This is a genomic window from Paenibacillus andongensis (assembly GCF_025369935.1).
Lineage (GTDB): Bacteria > Bacillota > Bacilli > Paenibacillales > NBRC-103111 > Paenibacillus_E > Paenibacillus_E andongensis.
On record NZ_CP104467.1, the window covers coordinates 972,291 to 993,652 of the forward strand.

At 45.7% G+C, this 21,362-nt stretch carries 17 protein-coding genes; 12 read left to right on the top strand and 5 right to left on the bottom strand.

Translation table 11 applies throughout. The features are described from left to right. Position 1 precedes the first annotated feature (1 nt). The 3 genes from NYR53_RS04430 (at position 2) to NYR53_RS04440 (ending at position 4,392) form a co-directional block, all read left to right on the top strand. Positions 2-1,519 (top strand): sugar ABC transporter ATP-binding protein, encoded by a 1,518-nt coding sequence (locus NYR53_RS04430; RefSeq protein WP_261304087.1) that lies wholly within the window; start codon positions 2-4, stop codon positions 1,517-1,519. 18 nt (positions 1,520-1,537) lie between these two features. Then, entirely contained in the window at positions 1,538-2,569 is a 1,032-nt protein-coding gene (gene mglC, locus NYR53_RS04435) for a galactose/methyl galactoside ABC transporter permease MglC (protein WP_261304088.1), read from the top strand. A gap of 92 nt (positions 2,570-2,661) precedes the next feature. Further along, positions 2,662-4,392 (top strand): methyl-accepting chemotaxis protein, encoded by a 1,731-nt coding sequence (locus tag NYR53_RS04440; protein WP_261304089.1) that lies wholly within the window; start codon positions 2,662-2,664, stop codon positions 4,390-4,392. Between the two features lie 435 nt (positions 4,393-4,827). Here NYR53_RS04440 and NYR53_RS04445 read toward each other — a convergent pair whose 3' ends face one another. From NYR53_RS04445 to NYR53_RS04455, 3 genes are read right to left on the bottom strand one after another with little or no spacing between them, the layout of a single operon-like run. Further along, complete coding sequence (locus NYR53_RS04445; RefSeq protein ID WP_261304090.1) at positions 4,828-5,292, bottom strand: RidA family protein; 465 nt, start codon at positions 5,290-5,292, stop codon at positions 4,828-4,830. 55 nt (positions 5,293-5,347) lie between these two features. Continuing rightward, entirely contained in the window at positions 5,348-6,490 is a 1,143-nt protein-coding gene (locus NYR53_RS04450; RefSeq protein ID WP_261304091.1) for an alanine racemase, read from the bottom strand. Next, entirely contained in the window at positions 6,487-7,146 is a 660-nt protein-coding gene (locus tag NYR53_RS04455; protein ID WP_261304092.1) for a helix-turn-helix transcriptional regulator, read from the bottom strand. Before NYR53_RS04455 ends, NYR53_RS04450 begins: the two co-directional genes overlap by 4 nt. Positions 7,147-7,309: 163 nt before the next feature. On the opposite strand from NYR53_RS04455, the gene NYR53_RS04460 reads away from it, so the two are divergent. The 5 genes from NYR53_RS04460 to NYR53_RS04480 all read left to right on the top strand — a co-directional run bounded on the left by NYR53_RS04460 (position 7,310) and on the right by NYR53_RS04480 (position 13,983). Continuing rightward, on the top strand, positions 7,310-9,106 hold the full coding sequence (locus tag NYR53_RS04460; protein WP_261304093.1) for a sensor histidine kinase: 1,797 nt from the start codon (positions 7,310-7,312) through the stop codon (positions 9,104-9,106). Next, positions 9,103-10,662, top strand: a complete 1,560-nt coding sequence (locus tag NYR53_RS04465) for a response regulator (RefSeq protein ID WP_261304094.1) — start codon at positions 9,103-9,105, stop codon at positions 10,660-10,662. Before NYR53_RS04460 ends, NYR53_RS04465 begins: the two co-directional genes overlap by 4 nt. 125 nt (positions 10,663-10,787) lie before the next feature. Further along, complete coding sequence (locus NYR53_RS04470; protein WP_261304095.1) at positions 10,788-12,134, top strand: extracellular solute-binding protein; 1,347 nt, start codon at positions 10,788-10,790, stop codon at positions 12,132-12,134. A gap of 72 nt (positions 12,135-12,206) precedes the next feature. Further along, positions 12,207-13,082, top strand: coding sequence for a carbohydrate ABC transporter permease (locus NYR53_RS04475; protein WP_173190913.1), 876 nt, complete (start codon positions 12,207-12,209; stop codon positions 13,080-13,082). Positions 13,083-13,110: 28 nt separating this feature from the next. Continuing rightward, positions 13,111-13,983 (top strand): carbohydrate ABC transporter permease, encoded by an 873-nt coding sequence (locus NYR53_RS04480; protein ID WP_261304096.1) that lies wholly within the window; start codon positions 13,111-13,113, stop codon positions 13,981-13,983. A 306-nt stretch (positions 13,984-14,289) separates the two neighbouring features. Here NYR53_RS04480 and NYR53_RS04485 read toward each other — a convergent pair whose 3' ends face one another. Then, complete coding sequence (locus tag NYR53_RS04485; protein WP_261304097.1) at positions 14,290-15,153, bottom strand: LysR family transcriptional regulator; 864 nt, start codon at positions 15,151-15,153, stop codon at positions 14,290-14,292. Between the two features lie 871 nt (positions 15,154-16,024). On the opposite strand from NYR53_RS04485, the gene NYR53_RS04490 reads away from it, so the two are divergent. The 4 genes from NYR53_RS04490 to NYR53_RS04505 all read left to right on the top strand — a co-directional run bounded on the left by NYR53_RS04490 (position 16,025) and on the right by NYR53_RS04505 (position 20,191). Next, a complete protein-coding gene (locus NYR53_RS04490) occupies positions 16,025-17,425 on the top strand; it encodes an MFS transporter (RefSeq protein WP_261304098.1) in 1,401 nt (466 codons plus the stop codon). Positions 17,426-17,617: 192 nt separating this feature from the next. Further along, positions 17,618-18,778, top strand: a complete 1,161-nt coding sequence (locus NYR53_RS04495) for a 2-methylaconitate cis-trans isomerase PrpF family protein (RefSeq protein WP_261304099.1) — start codon at positions 17,618-17,620, stop codon at positions 18,776-18,778. A 67-nt stretch (positions 18,779-18,845) separates the two neighbouring features. Then, positions 18,846-19,979: an MFS transporter gene (locus tag NYR53_RS04500; RefSeq protein WP_261304100.1), complete on the top strand. Its 1,134-nt coding sequence runs from the start codon at positions 18,846-18,848 to the stop codon at positions 19,977-19,979. Between the two features lie 26 nt (positions 19,980-20,005). Further along, positions 20,006-20,191 (top strand): hypothetical protein, encoded by a 186-nt coding sequence (locus NYR53_RS04505; protein WP_261304101.1) that lies wholly within the window; start codon positions 20,006-20,008, stop codon positions 20,189-20,191. Positions 20,192-20,430: 239 nt separating this feature from the next. Here the strand turns inward: NYR53_RS04505 and NYR53_RS04510 are convergent, their stop codons facing one another. Next, positions 20,431-21,282 carry an SDR family oxidoreductase gene (locus NYR53_RS04510; RefSeq protein ID WP_261306276.1) on the bottom strand — a complete coding sequence of 284 codons (852 nt, stop codon included), beginning with the start codon at positions 21,280-21,282 and terminating at the stop codon, positions 20,431-20,433. Between the last annotated feature and the right edge of the window lie 80 nt (positions 21,283-21,362).

The following is a 21,362-nucleotide window of genomic DNA, read 5'->3' on the forward strand; positions in this document are numbered from 1 at the left end:
CATGACTGGACATGACTATTTATTAGAAATGAATCAAATCTCCAAAGAATTCCCCGGCGTCAAAGCGCTGGATAACGTTACCCTCAAAGTTCGCCCAGGAAGCGTACATGCGCTTATGGGAGAGAACGGTGCGGGCAAATCGACGCTGATGAAATGCTTGTTCGGTATTTATAAGCCGGACGGTGGAGAAATCAAATTGAATGGCGAAGTCGTTTCGATTCAAAATTCAAAGGACGCTTTATCTAGTGGCATATCCATGATCCATCAAGAGTTACACCCGGTTCCTCATCGTAACGTGATGGAGAACATTTGGTTGGGTCGTTTCCCGCTTAAAGGGATCGGACCTTTGAAATTAGTGGATCACAAGAAGATGCGCAAAGACACAGAGAACCTGTTCCAACAGCTTCAGATGGATATTAAGCCGGATACACTGGTAGGAACGTTATCTGTTTCTAAAGTACAATCCATTGAAATTGCCAAGGCTGTATCATTCAATTCGAAAGTCATTGTTATGGATGAGCCGACTTCTTCCCTAACGGGTAACGAAGTTGAGCAGCTGTTTCGCATCATTCGCGACCTGAGAAGTCGTGGCGTTTCGATCATCTATATTTCACATAAAATGGAAGAAATTCTCGAGATTTCAGATGAAGTGACGATTATGCGCGACGGTACCAAGATTGGTACGTGGGCATCGTCGGAGTTAACGACCGACATGATTATTTCGAAGATGGTCGGACGAGATCTGAAGGAGCGTTTTCCTGAGCGCAGCAATGTGCCGAACGGTGTATTAATGAAAGTCGAAGGACTGACTTCTGTCATTCCAAGATCATTTAAGAATGTATCCTTTGATCTTCGTAAGGGAGAAATTCTTGGAGTCGGCGGTCTTGTCGGTGCTCAGCGGACGGAGCTGATTGAAGCTTTGTTCGGGATGAGAGGTATTGCTTCTGGCAGCATTTCGATGCATGGCAAGCAAGTGAAGCTGGGGTCGCCGATTGATGCTATTAAGCAGAAAATCGCATTGCTCACGGAAGAGCGTCGTGTAACGGGTATTTTCCCTGTCTTATCGGTTCTTGAGAACACCGTGATTGCGAATTTGGGCAGATATATGAATCCACTAGGCTTCATTAACGAAGCTAAACGTAAAGTAGAAGTCGAACGAAGTATCGAAATGCTTCGGGTGAAGACGCCTAATATGCACGCGCTAATCAAGAACTTGTCAGGCGGTAACCAACAAAAGGTACTGCTTGCCAGATGGCTGCTCACAGAACCGGACGTGCTCCTGCTTGATGAACCGACACGGGGAATTGACGTAGGTGCTAAATTCGAAATTTACTCCATCATCGCTGACCTTGCGAAGCAGGGGAAAAGTATTATCATGATCTCTTCTGAAATGCCCGAACTGTTAGGGATGTCAGACCGAATCATGGTCATGTGTGAAGGACGCCTTACAGGCATTGTTGAAGGAAATAAAGCAACTGAAGAAGAGATCATGCGCCTTGCTGCACAGCATATGGCATAATGGAGGGGGCCAAGAACCATGAGTACGAAGACAGAAACAATGAAATCCAGAGACATTAGCGGGTTCGTGACCAAATACGCAATCTACATCGTGCTAGTCGTCTTAGTTATCGGTATCGCGATATATGATCCACGCTTTTTATCCGTAAATATCCTTCGTGATATTTTACTGCAGTCATCCACGCGCGTCATTATCGCCTTGGGTGCCGCATTCATCTTGATCACAGGGGGAACGGACCTTTCGACAGGACGTATCGTCGGCTTGACCGCCGTTATCTCCGCTTCCATGCTGCAAACACAGGAGTATGGTCGAAGATTTTTCCCGAATTTGCCGGAGCTGCCATTGATCGTACCGATCCTTCTTGCGGTTGCAGCCGGTCTATTGATAGGTCTGATCAATGGGATCATTGTTGCAAGATTCAAGGTTCCACCGTTCATCGCAACTTTGGGTACGATGGTCGCTGTATACGGAGCTAACTCCTTATACTTTGATATGAAACCGAATCAGTCACAGCCGATTGGCGGGTTGAGACCGGATTTCAGTCAGCTGGGGACAGGCGCGATCGGAACCGGTTCTACGTATTCCATTCCTTACATTGTTATAATTGCCATTGTCGTAGCTATCATTGTGTGGATTGTGTTCAACAAAACGAAGCTGGGGAAATATATGTACGCCATCGGCGGCAACATTCACGCAGCAGTCGTTTCGGGTATTAACGTAAACCGTTATCTCATCTACATCTACGCAATTGCTGGGGCTTTGTATGGTCTGGCAGGCGTACTGGAAGCAGCAAGAACGGGTGGCGCAACGAATAACTACGGGAATATGTACGAGCTTGATGCGATCGCAGCTTGTGTGGTCGGCGGCGTATCCACTTCCGGTGGTATCGGGACTGTACCAGGTGTTCTTGCAGGGGTATTAATTTTCAGTGTTATCAACTATGGTTTGACGTTTATCGGGATTAGCCCTTACTGGCAGTTGATTATTAAAGGTATCATTATCGTCGCGGCTGTTGCCTTCGATATGCGTAAATACATGAATTCCAAATAATGATAATGTGAAACAGGCTGTCGCGATCTAACGACAGCCTGTTATCCTGTATGAGATGAAAGCGATTACTGACGTATCAGGAGGGCATAGTCATGGCAAATCATAATTCGGCTAGCTGGAGAAAGCGAATATTCTCCGTTTCTTTGAGAAGCAAAATTGTAGGTGCATTTGTTATTGTATCTTTACTCGTTGCAGTAACCAGCGGCATGTCATATACATACTTGAATAAAGTGGATAGCTCCTATTCCAAGCTTTTGAATGATAATGTCACTATTCTACGTAATGTTTCTGAGATCAAAGAGAAAACGCAAATACAGAACAGTATGCTGTTCGGATACGTTTTAGACCCTACGAAGGACAAAGAAAAGCTTTTGACAGAAATGAATGGAGCACTTTCTTCGATCATTACAAAGATGGGAGAGGTTTCGAAGAATGAGGATGAGCAGAGTGCTATCCAATCCATGGCAGATTCGAACATGACGTTTGCTCGCTTAGTGAAGAAAGTGACGGAATACGCCGACAAAGGGAATGTGGCTCTAGCCAAAGCGGAAGCGATGCAATGGGCTATTCCGACAACGGAAACATTGACGCAGGCTGCCGCGAAGATTGAGGAGCTGGAAAGGAAAGTCCAGGAGGAAGATTCCGCCCGCAATCATGATGTGGTTGTATCGACCGTTCACACGTTGATCTGGGTCAGTGTAGCAGCCTTTCTCTTCGCCTTGGCTATCGGCCTCTTGCTGTCACGTATGATTGTTAATCCTATACGTTCTATGGTACAAACAGCTGAACGAATCGCAGCATGCGATTTAACGGTTAATGACATTAACGTGAGGAATAGGGATGAATTACGTCATTTGGCAACTGCTTTTAATCAAATGAAAGCCAATTTGCATAGCTTAATTAGTCAAGTAGGGAGCAGTGCCCAGCACGTCGCTGCTGCATCGGAAGCACTTAGCAGCAATTCTGAACAAGTTAGCGAATCTTCGGAACGCATAACATATACAGTCCAGGACATTTCGATGGGGACGGATGCGCAAGTGCGCAGTGTACACATGGGAGTCTCCATCATGGAGGAAATGTCAGCAGCCGTTATTCAAATAGCAAGCGTCACGCAAACGGCTAACCATCAGTCATTCCTCGCGCAGCAAGAGGCTGGGGAGGGTAATGCGGCTGTCGAGACAGCGATATCGCAGATGAATGCGATCTATCAGAAGATGATGGAGCTTTCTGAATCGGTACAGCGGCTTGGTCATCGCTCTGAACAAATCGTCAATGCGAACGCAATGATTGCAGGGATTGCGCGGCAGACGAACATGCTCGCGCTCAATGCCTCTATCGAAGCAGCACGCGCCGGAGCCGCTGGTAAAGGGTTTGCGGTCGTCGCCGACGAGGTCCGCAAGCTATCCATGCAGACGGGTGCAGCTGCGGAAGAAGTCGCTCATCTTGTTTCCAGTATACAGGATGAAACAAGAGAGGTTGTCAGTTCCACCGAAGCCGGGAGCCGCGAGGTGCAGACGGGGCTTGAGGTGGTCGGCGTAGCGCGGGATACCTTCAAACGGATTCGCGACGCGATGGACGAAGTTGCGAGGCAGATCGAGGAAGTGGCGGGAAGTTCGGCCGCTATTTCCGAGAAAACACGCGCAGCCGTGGATGTCATTCGAGCAATCGACGAGGTTGCTGGACAGACCGCTGCGGGAGCAAGAAATGTATCTTCCAACATCGAGGGTCAGTACGCGAGCATGGAGGAGATCGTCTCCTCGGCGACCGTGCTGAACAGCATGGCTGCTGATTTGCAAACCTTAATCGGAAGATTCCGCGTTTGATAAATATGATAGCAAAAAATCCGGCAACGCCGGCACGGTCCTAATTTGAAGAATATGAGTCCGAAATTCGGGGAGTTTTTCGGTAGGTTTAGGATTTAAGGCTGCATAAGAGGAATGACGATCCGCTATTTTGGTCAAAGTACGTTGCAACTCGGTTCTAACGGAACGTGAGTGCTCTATTTGGCCGTTTAGCGGGTTTTTCGCCTTGAAAACGGGAAATAACGGATCGTCGTTCCGCGAAACCGTGAAATAAGCGGTTTTGTTCAAGAATAAGGCATCTACGTTCCGCGAGCGCGAGCAAACTGGCGGTAATGGTGCCTTCGCGGGGGTGAGTGCCGGGTTGGTTCGGTACGAGCCCCGCATACAATCATCATTAGCTTTGAGCACCAAAAGAAGGACCTGAGGCAGCGCCTCAGGTCCTTCATTATGTAGTGCCTAATCTCGCACTTCCACGATAAGCTCAATTTCCACCGGCGTGTGAAAAGGCAGATCGCTCGTACCAATCGCTGAGCGAGCATGTTTACCCTGCTCACCGAACACAGCCACTAACAAGTCAGAAGCGCCGTTGATGACATAGGGCTGATCGCTAAAGCCCGGGGCGCTGTTGACGAAACCGAGCATTTTCACGATTTTGACAACACGATCCAAATCTCCAAGATAGCCCTTCATCACAGCCAAGCAATTGATAATGGTTTGACGGGCTGCCTCTTGTCCTTGCTCGATGGTGACTTCGCGGCCAACTTTTCCTTCGTACATAAGTTCACCGTTAACGCGGCAATCCTGACCGGATAAATATATGAGATTCCCAGTTTGATTACAAGGAATATAGGTGAAACGCGGTTCTGGGGATGAGGGAAGCGTGATACCTAGCTCTTGTAAACGTTGTTCAATTTGGGACATAGTGTGACCTCCAAGTTAAATGATAGTTAAATCTGCAGTAATGCTGCCAGATTGCTTACTCCAACATACCTCGTGCAAGCACCGGAAGGCGCTCATATGTATCACCGCGCTGCATAATGACCTGATTATGCAGATTGACGGTGCTGCAAATGTGATTAGGGATAATACGCAGCTTGTCGCCTACCTGTATGTTGGCTGCTTGGGCGAGTGGCCCAAGATCAAGCATACCATGCTCTTCTGATAAGCGAACGAGAAGCGCATCCTCAAGGTTCATGATGTGCCCGAAGCCCCGCAGCTGAAGCGGGTCTGTATCCGGCTGCACATCGGTAGCGAAGGTTTTGCTGCCGCCATCGATGATCGCGAGATCCGCCGCCGGGCGGCTAACGACCGTGACCAACACGCTGCCTGCGCAGTCTTCGATGCCGCAGAGGCCTAAGCGGGCCTGCATCCGATCGTAGTAAACATAGGTGCCTGGTCGGACCTCCGTTACGCCTTCTACCGCAGCGGCGGAAGCGGCGGTCGGTGTGGATCCGACGCTAACGTCCGTGATAGCGATGCCCTGCGCTCTAAGACGCTCGGCCAACTGCACCATCAGTGTGCCTTCTTCTTGACCGGCTGCAGCCACGTCGAGGGTAGGCTTCCCTGCTAGCAGGGAGCCGCGAAACGTATAGATGCCGGTCAGCCGCAAATGCGGCATAAGGGCGATCTCCGCGGCGAGCGCGGAGGCCTGCTCGTAAAGTACACCGGTTCTGCGAAAGCCGGTATCGATTTCCAGCCGGACTTGCAGCGAGTGGCCAAGCCGGCTAGCGCACTGCTCTAATTGCTGAGCGCCTGCCAAGCTATCGACGCCGACGATTAGCTCGATCTGCTCGCTTAAGCGAATCGCTCTTTCAATCTTGCTTGCGGTTACAAGAGGGTATGCGATGAAAATATTGGTAACGCCACCCGCCGCCATAACCTCTGCTTCAGAGACTTTCGCTACCGTGATACCGACAGCGCCAGCCGCAATTTGTTGGAGTGCGACGGAAGGGAGCTTATGCGTCTTCGCATGCGGACGCAGCTTCACATGATGTTGGCTAACAACGTTAGCCATTGCTTGTATATTACGATCCATGCGTTCAGTGTCAATAAGCAGGCAAGGTGTCTCCAATGTTTCCAATGTTTCCGATGTCTCCAAATTCTCCAAAGTTTTCATCATCCCTCCACACTCTCTTTCACGGCACTTTTGCCTTCTTCTAAGTGGCTATATAGGGTATACTTTGAAATATTCAAATACGTGCAAATCTTCTCGCCGCCTTTTTTAATCAGAAAAGCACCCTTGGCATCCAGAAGTTGAATCATGCGCATTTTATCTTCCTTGTTCATGACCGCTACAGGTTTGCCTACTTGCTCTTGTGCTTCTTGAATAAGGGCATCGAGCAGATCGCTTACACTCGTAACGAACGATTCCTTTACGTCTGTTTGTTCCCCAGGACGTATAAGCGTCTGCAGCGTTTTCTCTGCGATCATCAGCTCGGTGATATCGTAGTTAATGCAAAGCGAGCCTATGATCGTGCCTGCTTTATTTTTCATATACATCGAACTGGAGCGCAGAATGCGACCATCTTTGGTTTGTGTTAAGTAGTTAAACTTGTTGCCGTTTACATGATTACCCCGCAGCAGCTCCAGACCCAGATTCGTCCCGGGATCCCCGACTTTACGTCCTGTGATGTGACCATTCGCAATCGCGACGATGGAGCTGTCGTAAGGACCTGTCAAGTCATGCAGCACGACTTCACAGTTATCTCCGAATTGGACGGCAAGTCCTGTCACAAGTTCGGTCAAAAACCCGAATTCATCTTGAATGGATTCCATGCCTGTCATCCCCCTTTGTAAGGTTATTCTGAGCAAAATAGTAACACAAACCGTTTGAATATCAAACAAAAAGTTTGTTGATCTAAAAAAAAGTATGATTTTCTGGCATTGCTCATGGTACGATGTAAAAAAGATCATTGCAAGACCGAAGGAGGGATCACCCATGAGACGCTTTTTTGCTAAATCCCTGAAACGTAAACTGTCTTTGCTTATTTTATTTGCAGTTGTATTGCCGCTGCTTTCCATGGGGATCGTCTCCTATAGCATCGCAACATCGGTTTCGGAAGATAAAGCGAAGCAGGCGGGGATGAACACACTGAAGCAAATGTCGGATAAGCTTGATTTTGTTATTCAAGACGTTGAGAATATGTCGGTCTTTCTGATTGGGCAAAAGGATATTCAAACGTATCTCGATAACGATGAAGGGGACGTCAACAGCTATTCCCTTATTGTTGGCACCTTATGGAATTTATCATATTCCAAAAAATACATCTCCAACATTACGATTACACCGAAAAACGGCAACCCTGCTCTATCTACAACGACCATAACCAATTCAGGATTATTTCCTCTCTCACAGCAATATGAATCCGTTTACAAACCAGCTTCCAAATGGTGGTCTCCACTGTATGAAAACCAAACATCGGACGGACCGAAGAAGGTCATATCACTCGTCAGACCCATACGTGATTTCAGTTCTTTCAAGACGATAGGTACTTTGACCGTTTCGCTTGATCAGGCAGAGATTGAGCGTTATTTGACAGGTGCAGGTTGGGAAAGCAGTGGGTTTGTTCTCCTGTTAGATCAGTATGATCAGATCATTTCGGGTGGCGATCCGAGTTGGTTAGGACGAACCATCGGAGAAATTTTTCCAAAAATGGGGGGGCTAGCGGATACAAGCAGTGTGCTAAATGTGAAAAAAGGGGAACAGCCGCATACGGTTTTGTATAATCCGATTCCCCGATTAGGTTGGAAATTGGTCGGCTTCATTCCTACAGAGATCTATCAAAAGCAAAATGGTTACGTGCTCACGGTGACAGCTGTTACGATCGTAATTGCCCTGCTGCTCGCTATGGGGATGGTGCTCTACTTCTTGCAATGGGTAACGAAGCCTTTGATGAAGCTGACCAAATATCTGAAGGATCTGAATCCAGACGAGACGATTCCTACCTATGAGGTGAAAAGCGTCGATGAAGTCGGACTGCTTGTCCACAGTTATAATAAGCTGAGTGAACGGATAGGTAGACTGAAGGATCAAGTACAGCTGAACGAAGCGATGAAAAAGGAAGCGGATATTATGGCTCTGCAGGCGCAGATCAATCCGCACTTTCTGTATAATACACTCTCCTCCATCCATTGGATTGCCTTGATGAATAAAGATCGTCAAATTGCTGAAATGGTAGGTGCGCTCAGTGATTTCTTAAGATTTAGTTTGAATAAAGGCGAGGAATTTTGCGCTGTTCAACAGGAAATTTCTCATGCACAGAATTATGCCTATATACAAGCTATTCGGTTTCCAGATCAGTTTGAGATTGAATTTTTTATCGATCCCGCGATGGTGCATAATTCGATGTTGAAGCTGCTTCTACAGCCGTTGATTGAGAACAGTCTTATTCATGGTATTCAGAAGAAAAAAGCGAAGGGTCACATCTATGTGCACGGAGAACTGCGGGATCGTCAAATGAAATTCGTTGTTGAAGATACCGGAATAGGTATGGATGAAACGAAGCAACGCGCGATCCAAGAACAACTCGCTTTGGCCAATCGCCAACTGGGTATGCTAAATGAAGTCGCTAAAGAATCGAAGATAGCTGTAACCAGCTACGGTCTCATCAATGTTCACCGGAGATTATTACTGCATTATGGCGTAGAGTCTGGGCTTATTGTTGAGAGTACGCCTGGTGTTGGGACGAGCATTTCATTTTCAATTCCTCTTTGGATGGGAGATTTAGCGACATGAGAATCTTGATTGTAGACGATGAGGTTATTATACGAACAGGTCTTTGTACCGTCATTGATTGGAAAGAGCTCGGTCTAGAACTGCTTCCGGCCGCCGCTTCTGCCGAAGAGGCTTTAGAGCGCATTCCTGAAGAGAAGCCGCATATTCTACTGACCGATATTCGCATGTCAGGTATGGACGGTATCGAGCTTGCACGCGAGGTGAAAACGTTATTGCCGGACACGGAGATCGTTATTCTTACGGGTTACGATGACTTCAGTTATGCCCAGCAGGCGCTGCGCGAAGGTGTGACCGATTACTTGCTGAAGACAAGTCGTCCGGAAGAGATTATTAAAGCTGCGCTGAAAGCGAAGCAGAACATTATGGATAAATGGGAGTCGATCAAACAGGATAATCTTCAACAGGCTGCACTGCGCAATCAGTTGTTGGAACGGGTGCTCAGTCGAGGCTTGAACGATGATGGGGAGGCTCGAGAGCAGCTGCAAGTATGGTTTCGCAAGAATGGTGTAGATGTTCACCCAGAGTCGGGTGAGTCTGCTGCGATGCAAGTTCTCTTGGTCTCTGTGTCCGGATGGGGGGAGACGCCTACCATGGAGCTTCTGCAAGGAGCGGCAGAGAATATTCTCTTCGAGCTGCTCCCGTGCGTTACGCTCATGAAAAAGGAGCATTTGCTGCTTGTCGTGCGTCATGAAGTCGGGATGACCGATCAAGCTGGGCTGACAAAAGCGCTTAAGCGCGTTACCGAAACGCTCAAATGCTCGGCTTTCGCAGCGCTCGGAACCGTAACGCATGATTACGAAGGCCTTCGGGAATCGTATCGTGCGGCGAAAGAAGTGTTTGCTTACCAAGGGCTGCTCAGTGCACAAGGACTGTTTACGGTGGAAGATATCAAGGAGCGCAGCGGAGGTCGTACGGTTTGCACCGAGAAGGAGGAAGCGGAGCTTACCGCGATCTTGATGAGCGGCAATGCCACAGAGCTGAGGCACTGGGTGAACCAGAAGGTGCGGGCACTGATGGAAGATGCTGCAGCAACGCCGCTTACGGTGCAGGGCTATTTGCAGTCGATGATCATAGCGGGTCATCGATGGCTTGAACGGGCCAGTTCTTCCCAAGAGGGGACGGTTCCTCTTAGCACACTGCCTACCTATGAGGGGGAAGGGCGTCCCGAAGAAGAAGTCTTCAAGGTGCTTTCTGCTGTGATGACCCGCTTTCATCAAGGCTTGGATCAGAATCGCTATGCGTATATTCACAAGTCCATTGCCTATATCCGGGACAATCTGCATCAGCCGATTTCGCTTCAACAGGTGGCTGGATTCGTGCATGTGAATCCCAATCATTTTAGCGAGGTATTTAAGCGGGAGACAGGCTGTACGTATATCGAATTCGTCACGCAGGAACGAATGAAACGCGCCGTGGATATCCTCCAAGGCACTCAGACCAAAGTCAGCGATATTGCCAGAAGAGTGGGTTATGAAGATATCAAATACTTTACGCAGCAGTTCAAAAAGTATACGGGAAGAACGCCGTCTGAATTTCGACAAGGGAATAAAGACTGAATAATGTCCCCCTCTGCGCCGAAGTTTCTCCCGTACCGCCTCCTGAATATGTCCTCTATACTAAAGTTCATAGAGAGAGAGCTTGAGCTTATGTATCTACGAAAACTTTTAGGAGGTCCAAACAAATGAAAAAGTCATTGATCGTTACACTGGCGGCTACGTTGTCACTAGCTTTATTAGCCGGTTGTGGTTCAAGTGGAACAACAGAGGGTGCCGCAGGTACCACGTCTCCCAAATCGACGGATGCAGGCAAACCGGCTGAAAAAGTAAAATTATCGATTTGGCACAACTATACAGGTGAAGATCTCCGCGCCAAAACGATGCGTGAATATATGGAGAAGTTCAAGAAAGATCACCCGAATGTCGAACTAGATATACAGGGAATTCCGCCCGATGGTTACCGTCCTCGGCTAAAAACAGTAGCTGCTGCTAATGAGATGCCAGATCTATTCGTGATGTGGCCAGGTGTCATGACGAAGGAATTTGTCGGTGGTGACTTGATTCAGCCGATTAATGAGCTGCTGGATAGCAAAACGGAATGGAAGAATGGTTTTATGCCAGGGTCATTTGATGATTTCACCATCTCAGGCAAAACCTACAGCGCACCGATGGCGCTATCACCGACTTCGATTCTTTACTACAACAAAGAAATCTTCAACAAATATAATGTACAGCCGCCTAAGACATGGGACGATCTCATGAAGCTGGTGGATACGTTCAAAAAGAATAATGTTACGCCAATCGCACTTGGCAACAAAGCGGCATGGGTTGCACAGTCCAGCATTCTCAGTTCACTTGCAGACCGTGTAACAGGTACGGAATGGTTCCTGAAAGCAGTGGATCAAAATGGTGCCAAATTTACGGATCCAGAATTCGTACAAGCTTTGACGTATCTTGGGCAGCTTGGTAAAGCCGGCGCGTTCCAAGAAGGCTTCAACAGCATTGATAATACACAAATGGAACAAATGTTCGCTCAAGGTAAAGCGGCCATGATGATCGATGGTGGTTGGGCATTACCGAACTTAGCGTCGAATACGTCCAAAGAAGCATTAGCTAACATGGCTGTGACTGTACTGCCTACCGTGCCTAACGGCAAAGGTGATCCGAACTCCCTTTCAGGCGTAGTGGGAACAGGTCTAGGGATGAGCAAGAAAGTGACAGGCGCTCAGAAAGCCGCAGCCTATGAACTAATCTATACCTTGTCTGGCCCAGAAGCACAGAAAGCTATCTTGGAAAGCAATCAGCTCGTAAGCTACAAAGTAGACTTGGATACGACCAAAGTATCTTCCTTGTTTGCAGAAGTGTACAAAATGATGAACACGGTTAAGAAAACGCCTGTTTACGATGGCAAGCTTAGCTCCGCAAGTGCTGATGTCGTGAACAATGGTCTTCAAGAGCTCCTTATGGGCGGCAAGCCTGAGGACATTGCCAAAAAAATTCAAGACGCGCAAGCTAAAGCCGTCGGCAAATAAAGCACGGCCACAGGACTCCAGCCAAAGCCCGGCTGGAGCCTTTTTTCAAAAAAGATAGCAAGGAGGGAAGTTATGACCGTATCCGCTAGAATCAGAGGATTCATTACCATAGGGCTGCTTCCGGCCTTAGTACTCTATCTGTTTTTTGTCATTGTTCCGATTTTCTGGTCGGCCTACTACGGCTTTTTCGACTGGAAAGGAATCGGGGCAGCCAAGTTTATCGGATTTGACAACTACGTAGAAGTATTCAAAGATCCAATCTTCTGGAAAGCTTTTAAGAATAACATGCTTATCGTTGCAGCTTCCGTTTTCGGTCAGGTACCGATCGCTATGGTATTAGCGCTTCTCCTTATGAGCAGTACGCTATTTCAGCGTGTTATTCGAGCCTCTGTCTTCATGCCCATGGTGTTGTCCTCGGTTGTTGTGGGGATCATCTGGGGATACATTTACCACCCGCAAATCGGTATTCTCAACTTCTTGCTAGAGGGCATCGGGCTTGATAGCTGGAAGAAATCTTGGCTCTCCGATCCGAAAGTATCGATGTTCGCGCTTATGGTGCCGATCATCTGGAATTATATTGGTCCCTACATGATTATGTTCATTGCTGCTCTGCAAAATATTTCACCGGAGATTGATGATGCTGCTCAGCTTGATGGCGTGGGTCCGGTGCGCAAATTGTTTGCAGTGACACTGCCTATGATTTGGGATACCGTGAAGGTGGCCGTCGTACTTTGCATATCCGGAAGCTTGAAGGCGTTCGATCTTATCTATGTCATGACAGGCGGTGGACCGGCGCACTCCACGGAACTGCTTGCTTCATATATGTACAACAGCACATTTAATGTATATCGTTTCGGTTTTGGCAGTGCCATTTCCACGGCCATTATTATTCTTAGCTTGATCTTAATTGTTGGCAGCCAATATCTCATGAAACGAGACTATCGTTAGGAAATAAATTCTCTCGGGAGGGACATCTATGGAGCAGGTTGTATCGATGCAGACGGGTTTTCCCGCTGGAGGTAAGAGGCGAAGAGGGTGGGGGCGCGGTGTCATCAACGTTTGTTTGACCCTGTATGCACTTGTCACGCTTTACCCGCTGATTTGGTTATTTATGAGTGCTTTAAAGTCCAATGAGGAATTTCATTCGCGGCCTTTTTTACTGCCGACGGTTTGGAAATGGGACAATATCGTTCGAGCATGGAAAGTATCCGGTATGGGTCTCTCGCTCTGGAACTCTACCGTAGTGACGGTGGCCTCCCTCGTGCTGACCCTAGTCATTGGAGCACTGGCAGCCTTTGTTTTATCGCGTTTCGAATTTAAATGGAAGCCATTTTTTATGGGGCTATTTCTACTCGGAATGCTCATTCCGATCCATAGCACACTCGTACCTCTTTTTATTATTATGAAAAAAATTAACCTTCTGAATACGTACGGTGCACTCATTTTGCCTTATGCGGCCTTTGAACTGCCACTAGCCATCTTCGTCATCGCGGCTTATTTAATCACGATTCCGAAGGAAATTGAAGAAGCGGCGTTAATCGACGGCACGGGCTATTGGGGCATTTTCTTTCGGATGATGCTTCCGCTTAGCATGCCAGCGCTCTCTACAGTTGCGATTTTAGGATTTTTACGCTTTTGGAATGATTTTGCGTTCGCGCTAGTCTTTATCAGCAAGCCTGCGCTTAAGACAGTTCCGCTGAGTTTATCCGCTTTTGCTACGGGGTATATGACCGATTACGAATTGACGATGGCTGCACTTGCCATTGCCGTACTGCCAACCATCATCGTGTTCTTGCTGTTCCAGGAGCAGATTATGAAGGGAATGACGGCTGGAGCGGTCAAAGGATAACGTTCACCTATTCACATCCGAAATGAATAAAATCGCCATTCTTGGATTCCGAAAAAGAGTCCTAAGGATGGCGGTTTTTCTTTGTATTTATGACCATCCCACACCTGCGGTAGGAATTTGGTTTGTTCGAGTCAGTTTATTTGAACGAAGCATAAAAGATCCCAACGCAAGCTCATGCGATCTAGCAACCTTCGTCAATTCCGATACCCGATAAAGAGCATCTTGAAGGGCATCTTCGGGTCCGCAGAGGGACGGCAATATGATAAAAAACAAAACACCGGACCACGAGGTGTTTTGTTTTAATGATCACATTAATTTCATGTTTTTTACAAATTCCACAAATGCCTTAATAAGTGAAATTTCTAAGGATGCTTTGCGATAAATCATCCAGGATTCACGCAGAATAGGTTCGCCGTGTTTTGTTCTTAACTGGATCCGGTTTATAGTTTCATTATCTTTAAGTACGATTGCGGGTATGATTGCATATCCGAAACCGCTTAATACCATCTCTTTGCAAGTTTCCATATTATCAACTTCCATCGTGATTGTCGATGGTTTTGAAAAAGTTTCCTTCCACCAATTATCAATTAAATTCTCTAAGGACCAGTCAGTTTTATAAATGATTCTTGGCAGATCAGGGAGTTCACTTAATGAAATTTCTCTCTTCGAAACAATCCAAATATTTTCAGTCATGATCAAATGTTTTTCTTCCGCCCAGTGGTAATCTCCCCGGATAAAGCCTATATGAACATCTTGCTTATAGACCGAATTTGTTAGTTCTGAGCTTTGGTTAGACGTAACTTTAAACTCGACATCCGGATATTCCGAATGAAATTTATTTAAAATAAAAGGAAGCCGGTACCGCGCTAGGCTGCTGGCGGTTCCAATTTTTAACGTACCCGATATCTTATTATCCATACTTTGGACAAATTCTTTTACTTGTTGTAATTGCAGCAGCATGCTTTCTGCATATTTGGCCAAGTACTCACCTTCAGGTGTGAATTCAATGCCGCGTCGTCCTCTGTGCATAATTTTCACACCAAACTCTTTTTCTAATTGCTGAATACGGTAACTTAATGACGGCTGAGAAACATATAAAATTTCGGCTGTCTTTGTAATATTTTGCTGTTCATATAACGTTAGCAACATGGTCCAATCTTTATCTTCCATTGAATGCCGTACCTCTTTCGTTTTCACTGAATTATTTATTTATAATATAAAATTATTTTATTAAAAACAATAAATAATTAATATTATGTTCTATTATTTAGATTCTGTAAATCAGTTATAATTTGTTGATTTTATAATAATTGAATAGGTTGTTGATTGGAGGATGGATATATTATGAAGTTGTTTGAGATAAAAATAAATTATTATTTTTAATAAAATATAAGTATTTAATTTTATACATTTATGTATGGTACCTTAAAGGTAAGGAGGAGCGCAATGAATAATTTTAGGTCAATCGGATTGCATAGTATTCATTTGTTTGTAAGGGTGAGCTAGCTGCAAATACTAATTTTAATTATTTTGAAAGCGATTACAAAATGGCGGCGAAAAAGAGGGATGGAAACAGAAGCTGAAAGCTGATGGAGTCGAAAACGATTATTAGAGCTCCAAAGGCTTTAAGCAATTTCTTGATGAACAGGATAAACAAATTAAAGAGCTAATCGAGAAGATAGGAATCGCCAAGTAAGCCACAGTAACCGAGTAAGTGGGGAGGAGAAACATGAACAAAACGTTTGATCGCTATGCCGGCTTGGCTTTTAATCCTATGACCAAACGGGTTGCTGCTTGCCGCAATCGGCATGGATTCAATTTCAGGTGTGGCCAACTTTACATTCGATGAAATGGAAAGGAAAGAGGGTTATCGTGAATGAAGAAGGTTAAAATGTTTTAGCAATCTAAAATTTTTATTATAATCAATAAAAAAAATATATTTTTTTTATGTCAACACAGATGTTAAAGTTAAGTTGTACACCCGGGGTGAATACTGAATGCTTATTAAGCAAATGATATGATTGCAATTGGAGGAATCAAATTGAATATCACACGAAATGAAAGCGGAAACAATATTTCAAGCCGATTAGATCGTCTCCCGATAACGAGTATTCATAGAAAAGTTATTGCAGCGCTAGCTATTGTTTATTTCTTTGAGTTTGCCGACTTGAATACGTTTTCGTATGTTGCACCTGCATTAAAAAAACATTGGGGAATGTCCGTTAGCACGATTGGTCTTGTTACATCTTGTTCTTTTTTGGGAATGTTTCTCGGTTCTGCATTCGGCGGATGGGTAGCCGATAGATTTGGGAGAAGAAATGCCATTATTGCAAACACTGTCTTTTTCTCAATTCTTTCTTTACTAACAGCTTTTGCTTGGGATCCGGTTTCACTAGGCGTTTTAAGGTTTTTAACAGGTATGGGGGCATCGGCTGCGCTAATAAACGCGAATACTTACGTCAGCGAATTCTTCCCTTCTGCTTCCCGCGGCAAATATCAAGGTATGACCATTGCGGTGGGATTGCTCGGAATTCCTTTGACCGCTTGGGTTTCAAGTTATTTGGTTACTCTAGGCCCGGATGGATGGCGTTACGTTTTCGCGTGGGGGGCGTTAGGACTTTTCTCGATATACTTTCTTCGTAAATTAGTGGAAATACCCAGATGGCACTTTGCGCGCGGTGATTTTAAAAAAGCAGAAGCCATCATGCAAAAAATTGAGGAAACTGTTCTCCTGGAAAAAGGCGAACTGCCTCCTATAACTGATGTTCTCCTTAGACCGAGGACACAATTAAAAGCAGGATCTCTTATCGAGATATTTAAAGGGAAATACCTGGGTAGAACGTCGATTCTGACGCTAACTTGGGTTTTCCAAACCATCGGCTTCTACGGATTTTCCTCTTGGGTCCCAACATTATTAGTACAGCACGGCATCGAATTAAATAAATCATTAATTTACAGTTCATTAATCACGGTTGGTGCGCCGTTAGGAGCATTAGTAGGCGCTTTTATTTCGGATCGTTTCGAACGGAAATGGAATTTGGCTGTATCATCTATAATTATCGCAATTTGCGTCCTTTTATACGGAATGACTTTTAACCCTCTATTTTTAATATCCTTTGGATTTTTGGTGAATTTGATGGAAAGAGTTTACTCTTCGAATCTATATGCTTATACCTCAGAATTGTATCCTACTGAGATAAGAGCAACAGGCTATGGTTTTACTTATGGTATCGGTCGAGTTTCAAATGTATTGGGGCCAATCATAATCAGCTATTTTATTATTAACTTTGGAAATATGAGTGTCTTTTCTCTAATTGCCGCAACTTGGATCGGATCCGCCATAGCCCTTAGTTTTGGTCCAAAGACGAATAAGCGCAATCTGGATGAGATCAACAGTGAAGAGCCGAAAATAGTTGGGCGAGAGTCAATACCTATGAAATAATGAGAAGACGATATAAGGCGCTGATGTACGGCAGTGTTTTATATCGTCTTTTTTTGTTGATGAAATAGAAATAAATATTTTTTATTGAAATATATAAAAAATAAATATTTTATTTATTCCTGTTACTCTAATACATTTATTATATGAGTCATCTGGACTTCAGTGAGAGAACGATTAGAGGAGTGGTATGGGATGTACGATTTCGGGCAAATGATAAAAATTCCGACAACCATTATGAGGGGAGGCACTAGCAAAGGTCTGATCTTACGAAAATACGATCTACCTTCCAATCCGGAAACTAGGGATAAATTGATTTTGAGAATGTTCGGTAGTCCGGATAGCAGCCAAATCGACGGTTTAGGAGGAGGAACAAGTTTGACGAGCAAGCTGGCAATCGTAGGTCCTCCTTCACGACCCGGTGCACATATCGATTATACCTTCGGTCAAGTGAGTGTCGAAAATCATGTCATTGATTATAAGGTGACCTGTGGAAATTTAATAACTGCAGTAGGTCTCTACGCCGCTGAAGAAGGGTATGTCCCCTTAACGGAACCCGTTACAGCCGTTCATATCTATAATACCAATATAGACAAAATCATTGTTGCCGAAATACCGGTAGCTAATGGACAAATCAAATATGAAGGAGATTTCTCCATTGACGGCGTTCCTGGCGTGTCCTCGAAGATCATGTTGAATTTTTTGAATTCGGGCGGGACCTTTACAGGAAAAACCTTACCTACAGGAAATGCTAAGGATACAGTTCAAATCGAAGATGGCAGGAGCTTTGAGGTAAGTATCGTGGATTGCGCCAATACCATTGTAATTGTAAGAGCTGAGGATGTAGGAGCCAAGGGGACGGAACTACAGCAGGAGGTCAATCAAAACAAGACTCTGATGGATACGTTAGAGCAAATAAGAGTGCAGGGCGGCATCCTCGCCGGTCTCATTAAGCCAGGAGAGGATGTTAAACCTACTACACATGCCTTGCCGAAGATCGTCATGGTGACATCTCCAACAGATTATGTAACCCTGACAAATAGACGAATTGAGCAAGGGGAAGTCGATCTTATTTCTCGCTATATCACAATGGGATCCTTGCATAAAGCATTTGCGGTGAGCGGAGCTATGGCTTTAGCTACAGCGTGTAAAATTCCGGGAACTCTTGCTTACGAGAAAGTGTCCCAGACAATCTCTGGTTTACGTATAGGACATCCGTCAGGTTCCATGTACGTCGAGACCGTCGTAGAGAACAAGGGTCTAGATTGGAATATTGATCGTGCGGCTTGCGGTAGGACCGCAAGAAGACTAATGGACGGATACTCATACGTACCGGCTTCTGTACTGGGGGCTTAGAAACAAAGATGGATCTGGCCAACCTCAAAGTGTTCGGTTTTTTCTCATAGATTGAAGGTGGGGGATTATGGTATTAAGGATTGTCATCATGATCACAATCGGATTTCAAGTCATGCTGAATATCACCAGACCTGTCGTCACATTATTTGCTTCCCAACTCGGTGCAAATACATTTGAAATAGGAATGGTCACTGCTTTCTACGCTTTCTTTCCATTGTTTTTCGCTATTTACGCAGGTAGAATCGCGGATTATGTGGGCGATAGGCTTCCCATTTTTTTTGGAGCAGCAGGAATGACAGTAGGGATGGCCTTCCCCTATTGTTTTCCGTCCATGTGGTCCCTTTACGTATCTCAAGCTATCGTAGGTGTTTCACAGCTTTTTATCAATATATCACTTCAGAATGTCCTAGGGAATTCTGCAAATTCTATGAACCGGGATCAATATTTCAGTATGTTTAGTATGGCGATGTCATTGGGTGGCGTAATAGGGCCGATCGCTGGAGGATATCTGGTTGAACATTTTTCTTATAGGTTTGCTTTTCTCGTTTCAACTTTCATCGGTGTGATACCGATTGCTCTGTCTTATTTTTTGCCTGTCATTCTTAGAAAGAACGAGCCGGTGGGTCTATCCTTAGCAGGTTCCCTGAGTCTATTGAAAATGCCAATTTTAAGGAAAGCGTTGGTTTCTAGTGCGCTTGTTCTGTATTCACGAGATATATTTGTGGCATATTTCCCTCTATTTTCCAAACAACTGAATATTTTACCGAGTGTCATTGGATGGATAATTGCCGTTCAGGGAATAAGTATGGTCGCTATCCGATTTTTCTTGCCTAAACTCATTATCCGCTTTGGTCGGAACCAAATCCTAATAGCTTCCATCCTTACAGCAGGGATCTCGTTTTTCCTAGTCCCATTTACAAATCAGTTGTTTATTTTCTTTATGTTAAGCGCATTAATGGGAGCAGGTTTGGGTTGTGGGCAACCCTTGTCGATGACCACGACTTACAATGCTTCCCCCAAAATGAGAACAGGTGAAGTCCTTGGACTTAGGTTGGCGTCCAACAGGCTATCTCAATTAATCGCACCGCTCTTTTTTGGTTTGGTAGGTTCAACTGTTGGACTTGTCTCCGTGTTTTATGTCAGCAGTATATTGTTGATCGGAGGAGCGTATCTGACCAGATCCAGCGCTGATGAAACGTGAGAGATTAATAAAGGATGTGAATGCATATGAATACAAAAGTACTTTGTCCGCTATGTAATATTGAAGAAAAGCAAGTCACAGAAAAAGTTTGTGATCGATGTGCGGATTTATTGGAATTTGGATATCCTTCATTTCCAGCTTATACACTACAGGAGACCGGTAAATCGCATGTTGCTAAAAGAAAAAGAGTACTTATACTAAATAATAATTAGTAACTAGCCCCACGGCTTAGTTACTTTTTGTTATAGTAAACAATTGCAAATTCTCATGAAAGAACTTTATTTTCCCTCGTCATTGTCGGCTTGAATGAAGTATAAACGACCCCAACGCAAATCATCTTGCGGACCGGGATCTTTTTTTAACTTTAATATTTGCTTCCCTGCTGTAATTGCGTAATGTTGTACGAAACGAAATACAACATTACGCAAATGAGAAATGATCATACCTACGCTCAGGACTTGCCCTTGCGCGTCATCTCCGCAAGCCCAACCCACTGCTCCTCGGTCACCTCGAGCAGATCGTTGAACTGCCCGGCGCCCTGCAGCCATTCGCCGCCGTCGATCGTGACCACTTCGCCGTTAATGTAGGCGGCGTAGTCCGAAATCAGATAAGCCGCGAGGTTCGCGAGCTCATCCTTCTCACCGACTCGCCGCAGCGGCACGCGGTTCAAGAGCTTCTCCGACAGCTCGGGCGTCGGAGCCAGTCGGCTCCACGCGCCGTCGGTAGGGAAGAGCCCCGGCGCGATGGCGACTTGCCGGATGCCGTGCCGCGCCCACTCAACGGCAAGTGAGCGCGTCAGCGCAAGCACGCCGGCTTTGGCAGCAGCCGACGGTACAACGAAGGCCGAGCCGGTGGAGGCATAGGAGGTGACGATGTTCAGCATCGTACCGCCGACGCCTTGCTCGATCCATCTTTTGCCCACTTCTAACGTGGTGTAGAACGTTCCGTGAAGGACGATATCCAGCACCGCATCTACGGCGCGCGGAGATAATTTTTCTGTCGGACTTGCGAAGTTGCCGGCAGCATTATTAATCAGTACATCAATACGGCCATAATGCTGTTCCACAGCGGCCACCATCTCGGCAATTTGAAGCGGGTCACGTACGTCACAGCTCTTATAGAAGACTTCCTTGCCAACACTACCCATTTCGGCAGCCGCTTTAGCAAGTACCTCCTCGCGTCGGCTGGTAATCGCGAGTTTAGCGCCTAAAGCCAGAAATTTCTCGCCCATAGCCCGGCCAAGACCGGTACCGCCACCTGTAATAAGAATGACTTTATCCTTCAGCAAGGTTGCTTCGAACATATCCATCGCGCCCTTCATCGTCAATTTACGCTGCTAATGATTAATGCTGTGAATGTGCTGCCATTGCTATTGGTACTGCA